The organism is Natrinema marinum (genome assembly GCF_024296685.1).
GTDB lineage: Archaea > Halobacteriota > Halobacteria > Halobacteriales > Natrialbaceae > Natrinema > Natrinema marinum.
The window spans coordinates 2351901-2370338 of sequence record NZ_CP100763.1; the positions used below are offsets into that span (position 1 = coordinate 2351901).

Annotated in this window: 20 protein-coding genes; 8 read left to right on the top strand and 12 right to left on the bottom strand. The window is 67.4% G+C overall.

Annotated elements, in window-relative coordinates; all coding sequences use genetic code 11:
- Window positions 1-114: 114 nt before the first annotated feature.
- The 7 genes from NKH51_RS11720 to NKH51_RS11750 all read right to left on the bottom strand — a co-directional run bounded on the left by NKH51_RS11720 (window position 115) and on the right by NKH51_RS11750 (window position 8226).
- Entirely contained in the window at window positions 115-1797 is a 1683-nt protein-coding gene (locus tag NKH51_RS11720; protein ID WP_254761860.1) for a histidine kinase N-terminal 7TM domain-containing protein, read from the bottom strand.
- Complete coding sequence (locus NKH51_RS11725) at window positions 1794-3497, bottom strand: histidine kinase N-terminal 7TM domain-containing protein (RefSeq protein WP_254761861.1); 1704 nt, start codon at window positions 3495-3497, stop codon at window positions 1794-1796. Before NKH51_RS11725 ends, NKH51_RS11720 begins: the two co-directional genes overlap by 4 nt.
- A 95-nt stretch (window positions 3498-3592) precedes the next feature.
- Window positions 3593-4540, bottom strand: coding sequence for a homoserine dehydrogenase (locus tag NKH51_RS11730; protein ID WP_254761862.1), 948 nt, complete (start codon window positions 4538-4540; stop codon window positions 3593-3595).
- On the bottom strand, window positions 4540-5106 hold the full coding sequence (locus tag NKH51_RS11735; RefSeq protein ID WP_254761863.1) for an amino acid-binding protein: 567 nt from the start codon (window positions 5104-5106) through the stop codon (window positions 4540-4542). Before NKH51_RS11735 ends, NKH51_RS11730 begins: the two co-directional genes overlap by 1 nt.
- 153 nt (window positions 5107-5259) lie before the next feature.
- Window positions 5260-5625, bottom strand: coding sequence for a NifU family protein (locus NKH51_RS11740; protein WP_254761864.1), 366 nt, complete (start codon window positions 5623-5625; stop codon window positions 5260-5262).
- Window positions 5626-5685: 60 nt separating this feature from the next.
- On the bottom strand, window positions 5686-7164 hold the full coding sequence (locus NKH51_RS11745; RefSeq protein WP_254761865.1) for an LVIVD repeat-containing protein: 1479 nt from the start codon (window positions 7162-7164) through the stop codon (window positions 5686-5688).
- Between the two features lie 84 nt (window positions 7165-7248).
- Window positions 7249-8226, bottom strand: coding sequence for an ROK family protein (locus NKH51_RS11750; RefSeq protein WP_254761866.1), 978 nt, complete (start codon window positions 8224-8226; stop codon window positions 7249-7251).
- A gap of 143 nt (window positions 8227-8369) precedes the next feature.
- Between NKH51_RS11750 and NKH51_RS11755 the strand changes: the two genes are divergently transcribed.
- On the top strand, window positions 8370-8804 hold the full coding sequence (locus NKH51_RS11755; RefSeq protein WP_254761867.1) for a hypothetical protein: 435 nt from the start codon (window positions 8370-8372) through the stop codon (window positions 8802-8804).
- 79 nt (window positions 8805-8883) lie between these two features.
- On the opposite strand, the gene NKH51_RS11760 is transcribed toward NKH51_RS11755, so the two are convergent.
- On the bottom strand, window positions 8884-9348 hold the full coding sequence (locus NKH51_RS11760) for a universal stress protein (RefSeq protein ID WP_254761868.1): 465 nt from the start codon (window positions 9346-9348) through the stop codon (window positions 8884-8886).
- 126 nt (window positions 9349-9474) lie between these two features.
- Window positions 9475-9939: a universal stress protein gene (locus NKH51_RS11765; protein ID WP_254761869.1), complete on the bottom strand. Its 465-nt coding sequence runs from the start codon at window positions 9937-9939 to the stop codon at window positions 9475-9477.
- A 111-nt stretch (window positions 9940-10050) separates the two neighbouring features.
- Here NKH51_RS11765 and NKH51_RS11770 point away from each other — a divergent pair, with 111 nt between their 5' ends.
- The 6 genes from NKH51_RS11770 (at window position 10051) to NKH51_RS11795 (ending at window position 13904) form a co-directional block, all read left to right on the top strand.
- A complete protein-coding gene (locus NKH51_RS11770; RefSeq protein ID WP_254761870.1) occupies window positions 10051-10791 on the top strand; it encodes an SDR family NAD(P)-dependent oxidoreductase in 741 nt (246 codons plus the stop codon).
- Window positions 10792-10882: 91 nt separating this feature from the next.
- The gene (locus NKH51_RS11775) at window positions 10883-11341 is read left to right on the top strand and encodes an MOSC domain-containing protein (RefSeq protein WP_254761871.1); all 459 of its coding nucleotides are present in this window, start codon (window positions 10883-10885) and stop codon (window positions 11339-11341) included.
- 87 nt (window positions 11342-11428) lie between these two features.
- Window positions 11429-12226, top strand: coding sequence for a YqcI/YcgG family protein (locus NKH51_RS11780; protein ID WP_254761872.1), 798 nt, complete (start codon window positions 11429-11431; stop codon window positions 12224-12226).
- Window positions 12223-12813: a cysteine hydrolase family protein gene (locus NKH51_RS11785; RefSeq protein WP_254761873.1), complete on the top strand. Its 591-nt coding sequence runs from the start codon at window positions 12223-12225 to the stop codon at window positions 12811-12813. Before NKH51_RS11780 ends, NKH51_RS11785 begins: the two co-directional genes overlap by 4 nt.
- A 108-nt stretch (window positions 12814-12921) precedes the next feature.
- Entirely contained in the window at window positions 12922-13389 is a 468-nt protein-coding gene (locus NKH51_RS11790) for a phosphopantetheine adenylyltransferase (RefSeq protein WP_254761874.1), read from the top strand.
- Window positions 13390-13493: 104 nt separating this feature from the next.
- Window positions 13494-13904: a hypothetical protein gene (locus tag NKH51_RS11795; protein WP_254761875.1), complete on the top strand. Its 411-nt coding sequence runs from the start codon at window positions 13494-13496 to the stop codon at window positions 13902-13904.
- Between the two features lie 40 nt (window positions 13905-13944).
- Here NKH51_RS11795 and NKH51_RS11800 read toward each other — a convergent pair whose 3' ends face one another.
- Window positions 13945-14388: a universal stress protein gene (locus tag NKH51_RS11800; protein ID WP_254761876.1), complete on the bottom strand. Its 444-nt coding sequence runs from the start codon at window positions 14386-14388 to the stop codon at window positions 13945-13947.
- Window positions 14389-14465: 77 nt separating this feature from the next.
- Window positions 14466-15263, bottom strand: a complete 798-nt coding sequence (locus tag NKH51_RS11805; protein WP_254761877.1) for a ZIP family metal transporter — start codon at window positions 15261-15263, stop codon at window positions 14466-14468.
- 131 nt (window positions 15264-15394) lie between these two features.
- On the opposite strand from NKH51_RS11805, the gene NKH51_RS11810 reads away from it, so the two are divergent.
- Window positions 15395-17035: a potassium channel family protein gene (locus tag NKH51_RS11810; RefSeq protein WP_254761878.1), complete on the top strand. Its 1641-nt coding sequence runs from the start codon at window positions 15395-15397 to the stop codon at window positions 17033-17035.
- Window positions 17036-17071: 36 nt separating this feature from the next.
- Here NKH51_RS11810 and NKH51_RS11815 read toward each other — a convergent pair whose 3' ends face one another.
- Window positions 17072-18325, bottom strand: coding sequence for a digeranylgeranylglycerophospholipid reductase (locus tag NKH51_RS11815; protein ID WP_254761879.1), 1254 nt, complete (start codon window positions 18323-18325; stop codon window positions 17072-17074).
- Window positions 18326-18438 lie beyond the last annotated feature (113 nt).

Below are 18438 nucleotides of genomic sequence, written 5' to 3' on the forward strand. Positions count from 1 at the left end.
GTTGCGGTTAAAACCATTTCGAAAGCGTATTCAGCCGAGCCCGCCGCCCTCTTGCGGTTTGGCTAGTATTCACACGCCACGGAACGTTCGGTCGCCAGCGCACACTCCCGTCGCTCACGTCGGGACATCGATCGAGATGCGGGCTGTGCCGCCACTCGTTTCGACCGTGATCGAAGCCGGGGTCCGGTCGATAATCCCGGAGACGATCCAGAAGCCGATTCCGCTGTCGAGTTCCGGCGGCATCTCCTCGCCGCGTTCTAACACCGCGAGTTCGGCCTGCGGAAGGCCGGCGTCCTCGTCGATTACCACCGTCGCGCGGTCGGTCGTCCGCTCGATTCGCACCGCGATCGACGGCGACTGCTCGTCGCTACGCTCGAGAACGCTCTCGAGGAGGATCTCACAGGCGTTCTCGAGCCACGGGTCAGTCTCGACGAGACACTCGTCGGGAGCCTCGAACGAGAGCGTCGCGCGGTCGTAGCGTGATCGGAACTCGGCGACGTGCGCTTCGAGGCGAGCGGCGAGATCGAACGGTTCGCTGACGGCGTCTCGGTCGGTGATGTCCTCGGTTCGGCGGGCCGTCCGGCTCGTTTCGATCAGATCGTCGCTCGTCTCGACGATCGTCTCGGCCAGATCGGCCCGTTCCCCGTCGGCCTCGGCGGCGATCAGTTCCGCGTATCCGCGAATCGCGGTCAAATCGTTGCGGATGTTGTGTCTGAGCACGCGAGCGAGCACCTGCCGGAGGAACTCGAGTTCAGACTCTCGGCGCTCGAGTTCGCGCTTTCGCCGTTTGAGCGGCGTGATATCGCGCAGGACGATCAGTCGGCCCGACAGTACCGGCGTTCGCGAATCGTCCAGACGTGAACGCTGCAAGTGGAAGTACCGGCGGCACCCATCGGAAGCGACGGTTATCTCCGTGTCGACGCCGCCCGACTCCCGAAACCGATCGATCGCCTCGGGTATGGTGTCGAAAAACCGCTCGGCGGGCAGCCCGACGTAGTCGGGGCCGACGCCGACGAGTCGTCTGGCGGCTGGATTGCACGTGACGACGCGATCGTCGGCGTCGAGAACGACCGCGGCATCGTCCATCTCCTCGACGATGCGCTTGCGACCGACCGGAACCACGTCGAGGAAATCCGCCCGAAACAGCGCCCACGCGAGCGCGAACGCACTGGTGATGACGCCGAACGGAAGGATGGAGTAGACGTACTCCGCGATCAGGTAGATATCGACGACCGTGATGACGAGAGTCGGGAACCCAGCTGCGATGAGGGCGAGACTCTGTCGCCGTCGAACGCCGGGTGTGGTGACGGCGTGGGTGACGAGCACCAGCAGCGCCACACCAACGATCGCCATCGTGACGGCGATGATGGCGGTCGCCAGCGGTTCCGTCGCCGTCGTATCGACGACCGGTCTGGCCGTCTCTCCCCAGACGCGGTGGTGCAGGGGGTTACTGAGCGACAGCACCTGCACGGCGATCACGACCGCGGCGAGCCCGCCGACGAGCCGTGGCGTGAGTTCGTGCGTGTCGGTGTACTCGAGCGCCAGAAAGAGGTAGCCGATCGCGGCGAGCTGGCTGCCGAAAATGACGAGCGAGCCCAACGCGAGAATCGTGAGAGACGATGTCGACGCGATGGCGATCCCGTAGGCCGTCGTCCAGATCGAGAGCCCGACGAGGGCGACGAGCAGCCCCGTGCTCCCAGGTTTCTCGCTGTGTCGCCGGCTGTAGGGAACGAGCACGAGCGGTAACAGGCCACAGCAGACGTATACGATCGGAAGCAGCGATGTCAGGGCGATCATTTGACTCGATCGAAAGCCATCGGCACCCGAAGCGAAACCAGCGTCCCGCCCTCATCGGTCTCGAACGTGACCGACGCGTCGGCCGCGTCCACGATCCAGTAGACGATCCAGAGGCCGATCCCGCTCCCGTGTTCCAGCGGCGTCTCCTCGCCCTGTTCTAACACCGCGAGTTCCGCCCGCGGAATGCCGGGGCCGTCGTCGTCGATCGTCACCGTCGCGTGGTCGGTCGTTCGTTCGACGCGGACGTCGACCGACGGCTGCTGGCCGTCGTTGTGTTCGAGGGCGTTCTCGAGGAGGATGTCGCAGGCGTTCTCGAGCCACGGGTCGGTCTCGACGAGACACTCATCGGGGGCCTCGAACGAGAGCATCGCGCGGTCGTAGCGTGATCGGTACGCCACGAGGAGGTTCTCGAGGAGGGCGACGAGGTCGATCGTCTCGACGGTCGCGTTCCGATCGATGGCCCGTTCCATCAGGCGGGCCTTCCGGCTCGTCTCGATCAGATCGTCGCTCGTCTCGACGATCGTTTCGGCCAGGTCGGCCTGTTGCCCATCGGTCTCGGTGGCGATCAGTTCCGCGTAGCCGCGAACCGCGGTCAGATCGTTGCGAATGTTGTGTCTGAGCACGCGAGCAAGGACCTGCCGGAGGAACTCGAGTTCCGACTCTCGGCGCTCGAGTTCGCGCTCCCGCCGTTTGAGCGGCGTGATATCGCGCAGGACGATGAGCCGCCCGGCGGGAAGCGACGCCCGCGAATCGTCGAGCCGGGAGATATTCAGGTGGAAGTGACGCCGCTCTCCCTCACACGAGAAGGTGGTCTCGGTATCGACGCCGTGCTCGTCGTAGAGCCGATCGACGCTCTCGGCGACGCTCCCGAAGAACTCCGTGACGGGCATGCCGGCGTAGTCGGGACCGACGCCGACGAGCCGGCGGGCAGCCGGGTTGCACTCGACGACGCGGTCGCGGCCGTCGAGGACGATCGCGGCATCGTCCATCTCCTCGACGATGCGCTTGCGGCCGACCGGGACCACCTCGAGGAAGTCCGCCCGAAACAGCGCCCACGCGAGCGCGAACGAACTGCCAACGAATCCGAACGGAAGGAGCACGAAGTCGGCGTCGGTCAAGACGAAGCTATCGACGAGAAAGAAGCCGATCGTCGGCGCGCCGGTGACGATGAGTGCGAGACTCTGTTTCCGACGGACGCCGCTCGCGGTTGCGGCGTCGAAGACGAGCAAGCACCACGCGACGACCCCGAGCACGAACGTGAGAACGACGACGACGATGGCTACCGGACCGAGCGTGAACTCGGTGAGAGGTGGGCTGGACGACCCGGCCCACACGAGGTGGTGAACGGGGTCCGTGATCGAGAGGAGTTGGACGAACACCACGACCGCTGCGAGCGCGCCGAGGAGCCGCCGCGTCGACTCGAGGGCGCCGGTGTACTCGGCGGCCATGAGGAAGTAGCCGATCGCGGTGAGTTGGCTGCCCAACCCGGTCAGCGTCGCGAGGAGGAGATAACTCAGGGACGCCGAAGCGACGAACAGCAGACCGATCGAAATCGACCACACCGACAGCCCGACGATCGACACCAGCAGCCCCGTTCGTCCCGGCTTCGATCCGGCCGATCTAATCGGCCCAACGAGAGCGAGCGGCAACAGGCCACAGCAAACGTACGCCGCTGGAAGAAACGACGCTGGTGACACCATACCGTTCGGGAAAACAAAACAGAGGAGATAGTAAATACATACCGGTGGTCGACGAAACCGAACGGGAGGACGGTTCGCGCCGTCGGTCGAAGTGTCTACAGCGGCGGCAGTCGGCCCACGTCCGACAACACCGCCGTCGCCGTCTCCGGGCCGCCGGCGCCGCGGCCGCTCGAGTGCAGCGAGCCGGCGTTACGCGTCTCGATCTGGACGATATTTCGAGTGCCGGTCACCGCGAGCGCGCCGTTTTCGGGGACGAGCCGCGGGCCGACGCGGACGCCGTCGCGGGTCGCCTCGCCGATGAGTCGGATCGTCCGGCCGTCCTCGGCGGCGAGGTCGAGCGCGCTGCCGGGGACCGACTGGATGCCCTCGACCGTGGCGTCCGCAAGCGAGAACCCGCCGTCGGCGAGCACGTTCGCGAGGATGACGAACTTCAGGGCGGCGTCGGTGCCGTCGACGTCGAAGGTGGGGTCGGCCTCGGCGACGCCCAGATCCTGAGCCTCCGCGAGGACGTGCTCGTAGTCGAGCCCTTCGGCGGCCATCCGCGTGAGGATGAAGTTCGCGGTGCCGTTCAAGACGCCCCGAACCGCGGTGACGGCCTGCGGGGTGGAGTCTTCGATCGTCGAGAGGACCGGGATCGCACCGCCGACGGTCGCCTCGAATCGGATCGAGCCCGCGCTCTCGTCCTCGAGCGCGCGGAGTTCCTCGTAGCGCTCTGCGACCGGTCCTTTGTTGGCCAGCACGACGTGGCGGTCGGCCTCGAGCGCGCGCTGGACGTGTGAAAAGCCGGGTTCGGCGTCGCCGAGCGTCGTCGGCGTGGCCTCCACGAGCACGTCGTAGTCGGTCTCGAAGACATCCGCGGGAGCGGCGGCGCCGAGCGGTTCGTCGCCAGCCTTGCGCTCGAGGGCGTCGGCGACGGCGATGCCGTCGGAGTCGACGACGGCGCTGCTCGAGTCGGCGAGCGCGACGACCTCGTGGCCGTACTCGCCGGCGAGGTCGGCGACCGAGCGACCGACGTCGCCCGCGCCGAGGATTGCGAGATCCATTAGGCTTCACCTCCAAGCAGGGGTTCGACGACGGTCAGGTCCTTGTCGGAGCCGATCGAGCGGATGGCCGCGAGCGCCTCCTCGGATCGCCCGGAATCGATCGCGAGGCGGGCGCGGGCGCTCGCGACGCCCTCGGTGCCCTCGGGCGCGGCGAGCGAGAGGTCCTGGACGACGGCGTCGGCCTCGTTTTCAATCCGCGAGAGGGTGTTCGAGAGGTCCGTCTCGACGAGGTGGCCGACCAGCACGACGTTTACTTCCTCGCCGTAGTGCTCTTGGCCGGCCTGAATGACGTTGACGCCGGCGTCGCGCAGCGCCTGGACGATGTCGTCGAATCGGTCGGGGGGACACTCGAGGTCGACCTCGACGGGGATGTGCCCGCGAGGCGTGATGTTGCCGCGTTCGTGGTGGATGCTCAGCAGATTGCCGCCGCTGTCGGCGATCGGGGCGAGCGCGCGGAGCAACTCGCCGGGTTCGTCGACGAGCTCGAGCCGGACGGTGTAGGCCCGGACGCCGCCGTCGGTCTCGGCGTCGGGGTCGTCCTCGTCGGGCTCGGGTGTGTCACCCATCGCCGACACCTCCTGTCTGCGGGCAGCTACACGTCATGATGTACGGTTGCGTAATGGGCGCGTAAAAGGATATAGGACTTCCCAAAACTCTCCGTCCCTGGCAACGGTAGACACGGATTCTATCGCCGACGAGGATATCACGTCGTTCGGCGCTCAGAGGTGGTCTTTCCCCGGATTCGACGATCCCCAGTCGCCGCGGCCCCCCTCGGTCCGGTCGACGCCCATGATCGACTCGGGCTGGTCGGGGCCGCCAAGACTGTCTCGCGCGTCGGGCACGCGCACGGTGACCTCGTCGACCTCGGGCCAGGAGAGAAGTTCGGCCTCGATGTTGCCCGTCGTCACGTCGCTGACCGAACAGCCCTTGCAGCCGCCGCCGAGTTCGATGACGACCTCGCCGGTCTCGGGGTCGGCCGACCGCACCGCGCTGGTCCCCCCGTGCATCTGGATGATGGGCATCTCGCGGGCCAACCACGCCTCGACGCGCTCTCGCAGCGACGGGTCGTCGTCGGAGTCAGTCATTGGTACCCATAGACGCTCGAGCGGGGTATACCTTGGGTCGCACGGCCGAAATCCGTCGAATTAATCCTGAACGTTTCCGCCGCGTCGGCGCAGCCACTCGAGCGCGAGCGCGCCGCCCGCGAGCCCAGCACTGGCGGTGAAGCCAGGGATCGAATCGCCGCCCGCGTCGCTGCCGCCGCCCCCGTCGCTGCCGTCCCCAGCTCCGTCTCCGGAATCGCCGCCGGTTCCGTTCGTCGCGTTCGTTCCCTCGTCGGCCGCGAGCCAGTCGGGGTCGCGAAGCGACGGCGGATCGGCCTGCTCGCCGGCCTCGGCCGGGAAGGTGTAGAGCGCGCCCTCGAGGTCCGTGCCCGGAATCGCTTCCGTACTAGGGGCGACGAAATACTCGCCACGCGCTGCAACGCGGGCCGTCCAGAACCCGGTTTCGGCAGGGTCGCGCCACCACGCGAGTCGGTCGGGGTTCGCCGGATCGGACACGTCGTGGATTTGGACGCCCGCGCGGTACCACGCCGAGTAGAGCCGGCCGCCGTGGAGTTCGAAGTTGTGCGCGGTCGTCCACAGCCCGCTCTGATACGTCTCGTCGACCGTCCGCGGAGCGTGGATCGACCCGCGGTGGATCGGCTCAGTGGGGTCGCTCACGTCGTAGAGGTCGATCCCGCCCGGCCGGTTGGGCGCGGCTCCGCCGGTTGTCCAGGCCTCCCGACCGACCGCCATGAGATCGCCCGTCTCGTCGACCGCCGCGTAGTGGTCGTTGCCCGGCAGGCCGTAGGCGGCCTCGCGCCAGTCGGCGATCGACCGCTGTTCCTCGAGCGTCGTGTCGCGAACGTGCGAGACGTAGGTCGGCTCGGTCGGGTCGCTGACATCGATCAGGTAGGTGCCGGGATTCCAGTGGGCCAGGTAGGCGATATCGTCCTGCACGTAGACGTCGTGGAGGTAGCGCGCGAGCATCCCGACCTCGCCCCAGCCGGGTTCGCGCTCTAACAGCGACCAGTACCCCAGTTGCGTGATCTCGCCGCCGCCGACGTCGAAGATCACGAGCGGGTTCGCCCCCTGTTCGTTCGCGACGACGAACAGCAGGTCACCCTCGAGATAGCAGTTGTGGATGTGGTAGCTCGTTTCGAACTCGCCGGTCGGCACGGGGTTCGCGGGGTCGCTCACGTCGTACAGCCGAAAGCCGTTGACCGCGAAATTCGGGTTCGCCGGGCCGACGACGGCCAGTCGGTCGCCGTCGACGGCCACGTCGAGGATCTGCGTCAGGGACTCGCCGGCGAGCTCGAGGTCGCGTTTCTCGGCCAGTAGCGTCGGCTCGGCGGGATCGCTCACGTCGACGGTCGCGAAGCCCGTCGTGGCGGCGACGTACGCGGTCTCGCTGCCGTCGCCGACGACGGCCTCCGCAGCGCCGGTAATGGGAAGTCGGCCGAGCGGTTCGTACCCCCGCTGGTGGCCGGTAGCGGCGCCACGCGATCGGGAGGCAACAGTCGGACCGGAGACGGCCGCGAAGCCGGCAGCGCCGCCCGTCCGGAGGAACGCTCTCCGCTTCATAGTGGGTGCAACGAGCGCAGACACATAGACGTGATTACTCGAATCACCGGACTCGCGAGCGGCGGGGCAGCCGAGCGTCGCGAGTTACCTGCGCAGCCGTCGCCGGTCGCCGGTTCCGCCGGTCATAGCGCTGGCGAGTGCCCCCTCGAGGACGACGTCGTCGCCGAGGTCGGTGACGTGGATCTCGGGGACGTTGGTCATCACCATCTCGGAGACGCGCTCGCGGACCGGATCGACGACCAGTTCCTCGTTGTGCAACGCGACCGCGCCGCCGAAGGAGACGACGATCGGCGCGAACGCGTGGATCACGTTCGTCACGCCGATCGCGTTCCAGTGGGCGAGCTGGTCGATGACGTAATCGGCCAACTCGTCCTCGCCCGCGAGGTCGAAGACGTCCTTCGCGGTGAAGTCGGGCCCCTCGAGCGGGAGGTCGGTCGCGATCGTCGGGTCGTCCTCGGCGAGCAGTCGGGCGAAATCGGGAATGGCGTTGCCGGAGCAGTAGGCCTCCCAGTGGCCGTCGTGGCCGCAGCCACAGGTCAGCCGCCCCTGCGGGTCGACGACGTAGTGGCCGACCTCGCCGGCGTTGCCGTCCCAGCCGCCCATGATCTCGCCGTCGCAGCAGACGCCGGCGCCGATCCCCGAAGAGATCGTGATGTAGACCATGTCGTCGGGGTTGCTCGCGGCGTGGAAGCGCTCGCCGATGACGCCCGCCGTGGTGTCGTTGTGGAGGTGGACTTCGTCGCTGTCGATGAGCTTCGCGATGGGGCCGGTCAGGGGAATCCTGTCGATCGAATCGGGCAGGTTGGCAGGATCGATCACGGCCCCTTCGGCGAGATCGAACGGACCGATCGAGCCGATTCCGGCGGCCACGATCCGCTCGGGGTCGACCCCGGCCTGACCGCAGGCGTCGCGCAGCGTTCGGAGCACCCCTTCCGTCACGTCGATACCCGTCGGCCCGCGCGGCGTGGATCGACGACTCGAGCCGATCGTCGTCCCGTCGGCCTCGGCGACGACGGCCCGAACGTTGGTCGCGCCGAGGTCGACGCCCGCATAGTAGACCATGCTGTCCTAGTGGACGACCGCGGCCGTACTTAACTACCCAGATTGTACTCGGCGACGAGTAGCGATTTCGATACGTTGTGGCGGCGGGCGGGTGCCGGCGAACCGACGACACACGTATGCCACACCATACCATAGTTTGAGATATGGCCACCGACGATTCATCGACCGATCCGGACGCGGGATCCGAGGCGGTATCGGTGTCCGACGGAGAGTGCGAGGCGCTCCACGAAGTCGAACTGGGCCTCGAGTGGGTCCAGCGCGCCCAGGGAAGCCTGCTCGAGTTCCACCACGCGACGGGCCACGGGATGGACCACCTCTACCGGGCCGAGGAACTGCTCCGAGCGACCGGCCACGACGAGCTCGCCGACGCGATCCGGGGCGAGCTGCTCCCCCACGGCGTCGTCGACGAGGACCGCTGGTCGTACGACGTTCTCGAGAACTTCCAAGAGACGCTGCTTGCCAAGACGCGGGCGCTCGAGCGACGAGTTCGCCGCGAGGTCGCCGACGGGGAGCGCCACGTCCGCGAGCGCAGACAGGAACGAGAGTGGAAGAAACGGGCGGGCGACCGGTCACGGTGACGCGGCCGATCGAAAGCGGAGACGAACGAAAGGGCGGGAGGGCTCGAGAGCGGGATCGATGCGACCGACGGCCTCGTCGCTACTCCATTACGTCGAGGTCCCGGAAGTAGGTGACCGGACAGGGTGCCTGAAGGATGATTTCCTGGGAGACGGAGCCGAGGACAGCCTTCTCCGCCGGGGAGCGGCGGCGCCCGCCGACGACCATGCGGTCGGCGTCGACGTCGATCGCCATGTCGACGACCTTGGTACTGACCTCGCCGAGTGCGCCCTTGATCTCGTACTCGACGCCGGCTTCCTCGAAGCGCTCGGCGAGTTCGGGAACCGGTGCTCGGTTGGCCGCGACCTCGTCGGGGTCGACATCCTCGACGCGAGCATCGAAGCCGAGGTCGTCGTGAACGTCTTCGTACTCGTCTTCGGTGAAGGCGTGGCCGATCACGACCTTCGCGCCGAGGGGTTCGGCGACCTCGAGCACCGTTTCGGCGAGTTCCGGTGCGCGTACTGAGTCCATCGGTCCGACCGCGAGGAGTACCGTATCGATTGCCATATCGGCACAGTGGTCGGGCCACCCGCTTAAGTATTCTCGTCGTTGCAGTATTCCAGAACCATCGCGCGGTCGGCGCAGGCGCGACCCGGTCGATGCGACGACGCCTGACACCCGCTGGGGGACGACTTAGTCTTCGAACTCGTCGTCGCTGCGAACGAAGGTGACGGGACAGGGTGCCGACAGCAGGACCTCCTGAGCCGTCGAGCCGAAGACGGCTTTCCCGGTCGGCGACCGCCGCCGGCCGCCGACGACGACCATATCGGCACCGGTCTCGGTCGACAGATCGACGATCGACGGTCCGTGCTCTCCGACGGCACCCCGGATCTCGTAATCGACGTCGTGCTCGTCGAAGATATCTTTCAGGTCGTGGATCGTCGAGTGGCGCGCCGCGACCGCATCGGGGTCGATTTCGTCGACTGTTCGGTCGAACTCGAGGCGGTCGAGGACCTGATCGTACTCTCGTTCTGTGAAAACGTGTGCGAGGATGACGGTTGCACCGGCCGGCTTCGCGATGTCGAGGACGGTTTCGGCGAGCTGGCCGCTCCGTTCGGCGTCGCTCGGACCGACTGCAAGCAATACTGTCTCTAGCATGGATGACGGGTTGATCGCACACCACCGTAAATCCGCGGGTCACGGAACCGCGTGTGAGCGCAGAGGGCGGGTTCCGGGCGATTTTTCCATCCCGTCGTCGACAGCGGAGGCATGGACGGACCAGACCTCGCGGGGCAGACGGTGCTCGTCACGGGCAGCGCGAAAGGCGTCGGCCGCGAACTGCTGCTCTCGACGGCCGACTGCGGTGCGCGGACGGCCGTACACTACCACACGAGCGCCGACGCCGCTCGCGAGGTCGCCGAAAGCGCCCGCGACCGCGGTGCGTCGGACGCGATGACGGTGCAGGGGGACGTGACCGATCCCGACAGCGTCGACGGCCTCTTCGCGGCCGTCGAGTCCGAACTCGGACCCGTCGACGTGTTGGTCAACAACGTCGGCGACTTCGCGCCGGCCCACTGGGCCGACCTCGAGTTCGAGACCTGGAACCGCGTCCTCGAGACCAACTTCAATGGCACCTACCTCTGCTCGAAGCGCGCCCTGCCGGGAATGCGCGAGAACGGGTACGGACGGATCGTTAACATCGGGTACGCCTCGAGCGAGCGGGGACTCGTTAGTCCGAAGAACTTCCCCTACTTCGTCGCGAAAGCGGGCGTATTGCTGTTCACGCGCATGCTCGCGGCGGACACGCAAGACAACGGGATCACGGTCAACGCGATCTCGCCGTACGTCGTGGAGAACTCCGACGAGTTCCCCGACGACCTGCCCCGCGGTCGGCCCGCGAGTTTCGAGGACCTGGCACAGCCGCTGTACTTCTTCCTCGACCCGGACACCGAGTACGTCAGCGGAGAGAACATCGAGGTCGACGGTGGGTGGCTCCCCGAGACGGTGTAAGCGGTCCCGTCTCGCTCCGCGTTCAGGCGGTCCGTCTACCGATCGCTCACCGACACAATAGCTTAACCCGAGCCGCGCCGTCTGTCCCGGTATGGCGGGCCGAGTCCGCGTGATTCACGTCGCGTCCGAACAGGGAGCGCCGATGGAACGCCTCGAGCGAGCGAGCGCGGTCGCGGGTCGGGGCCTCGAGGGCGACCGCTACTTCGACACCGAAGGAACGTTCGCCGACCGCGACGGCAGCGATATCACGTTCATCGAGCAGGAAGCCCTCGAGGCGGTCGAACGGAACTACGACATCAGCCTCGAGCCCGGCGCCCACCGCCGGAACCTGACGACCGACGGGATCGCACTGAACCACCTCGTCGACCGCCGGTTCCGGGTCGGCGACGCCGTCTGCGAGGGGATCGAACTCTGCGAGCCGTGTTCGTACCTCGAGTCCCACCTCGAGGAGCGGGGGATCCGCGAGGCGCTCGTCCACCGCGGCGGGCTCCGGGCGCGGATCCTCGAGGACGGGACCCTGACGCCGGGCGACGGCATCGAACCGCTCTGAGGGGGCCGCCGAGCGGGCACGGTCGTCGTTCGACACCCCGCTCGAGCGGAGCGCAAACTACATTTTCGCGAGCGCCAAGGGACGCGTATGAACGAGCCGGGGATCCAGTCGCTGATGGACCAGGAGACGCTCGATCAGCGGGTCCGCGCCGGCGACGTACCGGCGTGGGTCGCCGATCACTGGGAGACGTTTCAGGAGGGACTGCTCGGCGAGCGAAGCGGATCGCCGTTCCCGTGTTTCTTCGGCGTCGAGTCCGTCCAGCAGGGCGAACCGCTCTACACCGCGGTGCCCTCGATGAGCGATGCCGACGCGCTCCTGACGCTTCGGGATCGGATCCTCGAGTATCTCGAGGTCTACGAGGATCACTCCGGCCGAGCCTCGCTGGTCACCTTCTTCGAGCCGCCCGCGGAGCCCCTCTCGGAGCGGGAGTACCACGACGCGCTCTGGCACGTCCTGCAGACGTTACACCTCCACGACCCCGAGCCGTGGCCCGAGGAGATTCCCACCGATCCCGACGACCCCCGCTGGGAGTTCTGTCTGGGCGGCGAGCCGATGTTTCCGACCTGCCGAGCACCGTTCTACGAGACGCGCAAGAGCCGATACTGTCCCGTCGGCCTCGAGATCACGTTCCAGCCGCGCGCGCTGTTCGAGGGTCTCGACGTGACGGCCGACACTGCGGCCGGCCAGCGCGCTCGAGAAGTGATTCAGGATCGGCTCGAGGAGTACGACGGGGTCTGCCCGCACGCCGACCTCGGCGACTGGGGCGTCGAGGGCGACCGCGAGTGGCCCCAGTACATGTTCTCCGAAGACGAGTCCCAGGCGCCGTCGACGTGTCCGATCACGGTCACCCGGACGCACCCGAAACCCGCGGCGCGGCTCCCATGACGGTCGCCGACGGCGATAGCGCAGTGACTCAGTCGCGACTCGAGGACGCCGCGCTCGTCCTGATCGACTTCCAGCGGGGGTTTGACGATTCCTCGTGGGGCGAGCGGAACAACCCCGACGCCGAGGCGAACGCGGCGCGACTGCTCGAGCGCTGGCGCGAGCGGGGCCGGCCGATCGTCCACGTTCGCCACGATTCGACGGAGCCGGACTCGCCGCTCCGGGGCGACGAACCGGGCTTCGCGTTCAAACCGGAGACGGCCCCGCTCGCCGACGAGCCGACGATGGAGAAGTCGGTCAACAGCGCGTTCATCGGGACCGACCTCGAGGGCTGGCTCCGCGAGCGCGGTCTCGAGACGGTCGTCGTCGCCGGTCTGACGACGGACCACTGCGTCTCGACGAGCGCGCGAATGGCGGAGAACCTCGGCTTCGAGCCGATCGTGGTGAGCGACGCCACCGCCACCTTCGAACGGACCTTCGACGGCGAGACCTTCGATGCGGCGACGGTCCACCGAACCGCGCTGGCCCACCTCGCGGGCGAGTTCGCGACGGTGGCCACCGTCGACGAGGTGCTCGCGGCCGATTCTTGAACCCCGATACGCGAGGGCGGGTCCCGCGCCGACGACGACCCGACTGACGCCAGCGTCCGGCGAGGCTGTCGCACCACAGTTATGAACGCTCTCGTTCTCGAGTCGTGTATGCGAGTCGCAGTCGCCGGCACGTTCGGGCCGCTCCACGACGGCCACCGAAACCTGTTCGAGCACGCGCTCCGGTTCGGTTCGGACGGCGTCGTCGTCGCCCTGACCAGCGATGAACTGGCGGTCGAGACGCGCCACGAACCCCGGCCCATCCCGTCGCTCGAGGAGCGAGCGCGGATCGTGACGGACGCGCTCAACGAGAGTGATGAGTGGGACCGCGATATCGAACTCCGGACGCTCGAGACCGAAGACGGGATCGCGACCGACGAGCCGTCGATCGACGCGCTGGTGGTCTCCCCGGAGACGGCCCCCGAACTCGAGGGAATCAACGAGCAGCGCCACGAGCAGGGGTTCGAGCCGCTGTCCGGTATCGTCGCGCCCTACGTCTACGCCGACGACGGCGAGCGGATCTCCTCGACGCGGATCGTCAACGGGGAGATCGACGAGCACGGGCGCGTCCTCGAGTAGCGAGCGGGCGACAGCGGGCGGCGGGCGGTCGACAGGCGAGGCCGGAGGCACCCGATCCGTCGGTGACGCAACAGTAATACGAGGGGAGACAGTCAGCTTGTCCTATGAACGGTGATCGACGGCCCCTGTTGCTCGTTTTGCTGGGGTGTGCGTTGCTCGTGACGGCCATCTTGCATCTGGTGTTCGTTCCGCGCTACCTGCCCGAGGACGTGCTGTTGACCGTGCTGACGCTCGGGGCCGGCTGGGTGACGTACGCGATCGCGTTCTACGCGCTCGGTCGAGCGGGAGCCGACCCTCGGAGTCAGGAGTTTCCGAACATGCGATTCGCGGATGTCGGTATCGCGCTCTTGCTCGTCTCGTTGCTGCTCCTACTCGCGCTCGACGCCCTCGGGGTCCCGCTCGAGGGGATCGTAGGAGTCTACGCCCTGCCCGCGGCGGGCATCTACGCCGGCCTCGCACTGCTGGGCTGGTCGATCGGCCGCCGGACCGAAGCGATCAACGAGATGGTCCGGTGAGCGCGGTCTCCGGCGGATCGACGGCGACCCCGGCGAAAGCTCACTCCGACTGCGGTCCCGAGTTCGCGACGAACACCGGGATGTCGCCGAAGCGAATGACGTGATCGGTGACGCTTCCCAGCGCCATCCGGTGGACGCCGCCGCGACCGCGGGTCCCCATGACGACGAGGTCGGCGTCGATCTCGCCGGCGTACTCGAGCAGCGCCTCCTCCGGCGGCCCCTCGAGCACCGTCCCGGCGACCTCGAGGCCGGCGGCCTCCGCCCGGTCGACGATGGCATCGACGTACTCCTGCGCGCGACCGCGCATCGCGTCTTCGGCGCTCGCCGCGTCGCCCGGCAGACGGAGGTCGGCCAGCGGGCCGGTGTCGGCGACGCAGGCGACGTGCACTGCCGCGTCGTGAACGGTCGCGAGTTCGATGGCAGTCTCGGCGGCGGCCTCGGCGTGGTCGCTCCCGTCGGTCGGGACGAGGATCGTGTCGAACATAGATCGACGGTTCGGCGGGAACCGTGAAATTCCTGCCGGAACGACAGGTGCGGTCGTCGGCCGCGGGACGGAACCGCTCACACGAACGCCAGCGGCACCATGACGAGGACGCCAACGAGGATGCCGCCCGCGAGTTCGGGCTTGCCGCCGCGAGGCAGCCCGTCTCCGATGTCGAGCGCCTCCGGGACGAACTCCGTCAGGACGAGATAGATCATCGCGCCGGCGGCGAAGCCGAAGCCGTAAGGGAGGAATTCCCGCGCGTAGCGGACGAATCCGAACGCGATGACCGCTCCGATCGGCTGGGGAAGACTCGAGAAGACGGCCCACCAGACCAGTTTCCACTTCGCGACGCCCATCGAGGTCAGCGGGATCGAGATCGCGGTCCCCTCGGGGATGTTGTGGATCGAGATCGCGACCGTCATGAAGACCGCCAGCAGCGGGATGGTAAAGCCGAGGAACTCGGCGCCCCCTTCGAGCCCGAGATCAGCAAAGGAGACGCCGATAGCGACGCCCTCGGGGAAGCTGTGGACGGTGAGGATCCCGAGGATGAGGACGAGCTTCTTGAAGTCGGCCTCCTCGTACTGCTGGGGATCGATCTCGGCGTCCATCAGCACGTCGTGGGCGACGACGACGAGGCCGACGCCGGCCAACAGCCCGATCGCGATCTCGAGGGGGGTTCCCTCGGCCAGCCCCTCCTCGACGAGGCCGAAGGTCGATGCCGAGAGCATGATTCCCGACGCGAGTCCCCAGAGAATTACGTTTCGGCGGTCGCTGATCCCCTCGAAGAAGAAAAACGGGAGCGCACCGATCCCGGTCGCCAGCGCCGTAATCAGCCCGGCGACGAACACCAACACGAGGTTCTCGAACAGCGCCATCTGTCGGAGTATCGAACCAGGGGTATAAATCGACGGCGAAAGCGCCGGCTCCGGGCCTCGAGCGGGACCGCACCTCGAAGACGGGGCAATCGACCGATACCGTCAACAGCCGCCCGTCTGATATGTATCGTATGTCACTGTGGAGATCCCGCCGCACTCGCCACTACTTCGTCCTCGTGGCCGTGACGACCGTCGGCTCGACGTTGCTGTACAACTACGGGATGGCGGCGTGGGAGAACGATCCGCAGCCGCTGTTCCGGTCGCTCGGAATCGTCTTTCAGTCGTTCACGACGACCGGCTACGGCGAGGACGCGGCGTGGTCGACGCCGCAGATGTACGTGTTGACGATCGGATTGCAACTCATGGGAATCGGCCTGATCCTCACCGCGGTGGATGTCTTCGCGGTCCCCTGGCTGCGGGACACGCTCGCGGTGACGCCGCCGACGGCGGCGACCGATCTCGAGGATCACGTCATCATCTGCGAGTACACGCCCCGCGGCGAGGCGTTCATCGAGGAACTCGAGTCTCGCGGGCAGCCGTACGTCGTCGTCTCGTCCGACGAAGAGACGGCGACGACGCTCCACGAGACCGACTACCGGGTCGTCCACGGCGATCCGGAGTCGACGGCGGTGCTCGAGAAGGCGGGTATCGGACGGGCGACGGCGGTCGTAGCCGATTCCGCGGACGATACGAACGCGAGCATCGTCCTCTCGGCCAGGGAGGCGAACCCGGACGTGCGTATCGTGACGCTGGTCGAGGACCAGCGCCTCGGGGAGTACCACCGGATCGCGGGGGCCGACGAGGTACTCTCGCCGCGCCAGTTGCTCGGCGAGAGCCTCGCGCGTCGAGTGCCGACGGCAGTGACGACCGCGGTCGACGACGGGATCGAGATCGGGAGCGACCTCGAGCTGGTCGAGGTCTCGATCACGGAGGGGAGCGACCTCTGTGAGCGGACCGCGGGCGAGGTCGGACTCCGAGAGCGGTTCGGCGTGGACGGCATCGGCGCGTGGTTCGACGGGACGTTCGAGAGTCCGATCCCGCGGGACCGAGACCTCCGCGCTGGGACGCGGTTACTCGTCGCAGGCGAACCCGACCGGATCGAGGCATTCCAGGCGGAAGCGGCGTCGACGGTCCGGTCGTTCGCTGCTCGAGACGTGGTGATCGCCGGCTACGGCGAGTCGGGCGTGGCGGCCGGCGAGGCGTTAGCCGGGACGAACGCCCGGGTAACCGTCCTCGATATCGCCGAGAAGGAGGGCGTCGACGTCGTCGGCGACGCTCGAGATCCGGCGGTGGTCCGCGAAGCCGGCGTCGAGGACGCGGCTGCGGTGATCGTTACCCTCGACGACGATACGACGGCCGTCTTCGCGGCTCTCGTCGCGCGGGATCTGAATCCGTCGGCCGACGTGGTCGTTCGGGCGAACGACGCGGAGGACGTACGGAAGCTGTACCGAGCGGGGGCGGACTACGTCCAGTCGTTGGCGACGGTCAGCGGCCGAATGATGGCGTCGACCGTCTTCGAGGACGAGGAGGTGCTGGCAGTCGACCGGGGGATCAACGTCGTCAGGCTCCCCGCGGGCCGGCTGGCCGGCCGGACGGTCGTCGACGCCGCGGTGCGCTCGCGAACGGGCTGTACCGTCGTCGCGGCCGTCAGGGACGGCGAGACGATCACGGCGTTCGATCCGTCGGCGTTCGTCCTCGAGGGCGACGACGAGGTGATCCTCGCGGGCACCGACGAGAGCGTCCAGTCGTTCGAAGCGCGATTTCTCGCCTGAGAAGCGGGGAAGAGAACGGGTCGATCGGCGGTAGGCCTACGACAGCAGCGACCGGACGCTGGGAACCACCTGTTGTTTCGCGAGTTCGAGGAGCAGCGGTGCGTCCTCGAGGTCGAGTAGCCGGGCGATGGCGAGCGGGTCCCCGTTGTTCGCGTCGGCCAGCGTATCGTTGCCGAGGCGCTTCAGGTCCCGCATGAGGTCGTCGTAGCGCTCGTTGGGCGCGAGATAGAGGAGGTGGGTCATCAACAGTCGCTTGTCGACGTTGGGGGCGACGTCGCGATGCCAGAGGGTGTCGTAGACGGCGAGGTTCTCGGCGGTCGGCTCGAGGTCGGCGTGCTTGAGACAGCCGTCGGCGGCGACGGCGGCCACCCGGCCGGACTGCATACATTTGTTGATCCCCTCGCCCCAGAGCGGGTCGACGGTCGGGACGGTGTCACCGATGGCCATGAACCGGTCCGTGTGGAGGTCGCCGGGTTTCTGGATGTGGGCGGATCCGCGGTGTTGTTTGCCCGCGATTTTCTCGGCGTCCCGGAACCGTGGATCGGTCTCGAGCCAGTGCTCGAGGTAGCCATCGATGGTGTAGCCGTCCTTGGCGTAGCGGCTGTGGTGGTCGTTCTGGATGTAACAGAGGCCGACCTTGGCGGTGTCCTCGCCGGTGTGGAAGATCCAGGAGTAGCCGCCGGGGGCGATCTCGTGGTCCAGTCGGAGCATCATGGCGTCGTGGAGATCGGCGAAGCCGGGTCGATCGATGTCGATCCCTTCGAACTCGTACTCGATGCCGATCGCGTGGTTCTCGCGTTTCAGGTCGACGACGCCGAGTTTCTTCGCGAGCGGGGCGGCCGGCCCCGTCGCGTCGATAACGATCTCGCCGTAGACCTCCTCGTCGCCGTTGTAGGTGACGCCGACGATCTCGCCGCCTTCCATGATCGGCCCCGTGACCCGAGCGTCGAAGCGATACTCCGCGCCCTCGTCGCGGCTGTCCGCGACGAGGAAGCGCTTGAAGTCGGCGAACTCGAGGACCGCACCGGGCTGTTCGCGGACGTAGTGTTCCGTCGGCGACTCGAGGACGACGCTGTCGGTGAACTGCATCACGACGTCGTCGGGGATGCCGAAGGAGGCCATCATCGAGGGGAACGTCCCCGCGGTGGACTTGTTGCTCTGGCGTGGGAACTCGTCCTCGGCTTCTGTCTCGAGGACGACGACGTCGTACCCTCTCGCCGCGAGATCCCGGGCACACTGTGCGCCGGCGGGTCCGGCGCCGGCGATGACTACGTCGTAGCGGTCGTTCATGTAATCGGGACTGTAGTGGACCGTAATTAGTTTGTCCGGTTTCGGTCGATATGACGGGATCGAGTCCCTTGAGTCTCTCCGTCGGCACCAGCAGGGGCGACTCGGCCGCAAAC

Excerpts from the sequence above, each read along its gene's own strand:
- NKH51_RS11795 (WP_254761875.1), top strand. The coding sequence starts at position 13,494 with ATGAACGGTGATCGACGGCCCCTGTTGCTCGTTTTGCTGGGGTGTGCG.
- NKH51_RS11785 (WP_254761873.1), top strand. The coding sequence starts at position 12,223 with ATGACGGTCGCCGACGGCGATAGCGCAGTGACTCAGTCGCGACTCGAG.
- NKH51_RS11760 (WP_254761868.1), bottom strand. The coding sequence starts at position 9,348 with ATGGCAATCGATACGGTACTCCTCGCGGTCGGACCGATGGACTCAGTA.
- NKH51_RS11735 (WP_254761863.1), bottom strand. The coding sequence starts at position 5,106 with ATGGGTGACACACCCGAGCCCGACGAGGACGACCCCGACGCCGAGACC.
- NKH51_RS11730 (WP_254761862.1), bottom strand. The coding sequence starts at position 4,540 with ATGGATCTCGCAATCCTCGGCGCGGGCGACGTCGGTCGCTCGGTCGCC.
- NKH51_RS11770 (WP_254761870.1), top strand. The coding sequence starts at position 10,051 with ATGGACGGACCAGACCTCGCGGGGCAGACGGTGCTCGTCACGGGCAGC.
- NKH51_RS11750 (WP_254761866.1), bottom strand. The coding sequence starts at position 8,226 with ATGGTCTACTATGCGGGCGTCGACCTCGGCGCGACCAACGTTCGGGCC.
- NKH51_RS11725 (WP_254761861.1), bottom strand. The coding sequence starts at position 3,497 with ATGGTGTCACCAGCGTCGTTTCTTCCAGCGGCGTACGTTTGCTGTGGC.
- NKH51_RS11745 (WP_254761865.1), bottom strand. The coding sequence starts at position 7,164 with ATGAAGCGGAGAGCGTTCCTCCGGACGGGCGGCGCTGCCGGCTTCGCG.
- NKH51_RS11780 (WP_254761872.1), top strand. The coding sequence starts at position 11,429 with ATGAACGAGCCGGGGATCCAGTCGCTGATGGACCAGGAGACGCTCGAT.
- NKH51_RS11815 (WP_254761879.1), bottom strand. The coding sequence starts at position 18,325 with ATGAACGACCGCTACGACGTAGTCATCGCCGGCGCCGGACCCGCCGGC.
- NKH51_RS11775 (WP_254761871.1), top strand. The coding sequence starts at position 10,883 with ATGGCGGGCCGAGTCCGCGTGATTCACGTCGCGTCCGAACAGGGAGCG.
- NKH51_RS11720 (WP_254761860.1), bottom strand. The coding sequence starts at position 1,797 with ATGATCGCCCTGACATCGCTGCTTCCGATCGTATACGTCTGCTGTGGC.
- NKH51_RS11765 (WP_254761869.1), bottom strand. The coding sequence starts at position 9,939 with ATGCTAGAGACAGTATTGCTTGCAGTCGGTCCGAGCGACGCCGAACGG.
- NKH51_RS11790 (WP_254761874.1), top strand. The coding sequence starts at position 12,922 with ATGCGAGTCGCAGTCGCCGGCACGTTCGGGCCGCTCCACGACGGCCAC.
- NKH51_RS11805 (WP_254761877.1), bottom strand. The coding sequence starts at position 15,263 with ATGGCGCTGTTCGAGAACCTCGTGTTGGTGTTCGTCGCCGGGCTGATT.
- NKH51_RS11755 (WP_254761867.1), top strand. The coding sequence starts at position 8,370 with ATGGCCACCGACGATTCATCGACCGATCCGGACGCGGGATCCGAGGCG.
- NKH51_RS11810 (WP_254761878.1), top strand. The coding sequence starts at position 15,395 with ATGTCACTGTGGAGATCCCGCCGCACTCGCCACTACTTCGTCCTCGTG.
- NKH51_RS11740 (WP_254761864.1), bottom strand. The coding sequence starts at position 5,625 with ATGACTGACTCCGACGACGACCCGTCGCTGCGAGAGCGCGTCGAGGCG.
- NKH51_RS11800 (WP_254761876.1), bottom strand. The coding sequence starts at position 14,388 with ATGTTCGACACGATCCTCGTCCCGACCGACGGGAGCGACCACGCCGAG.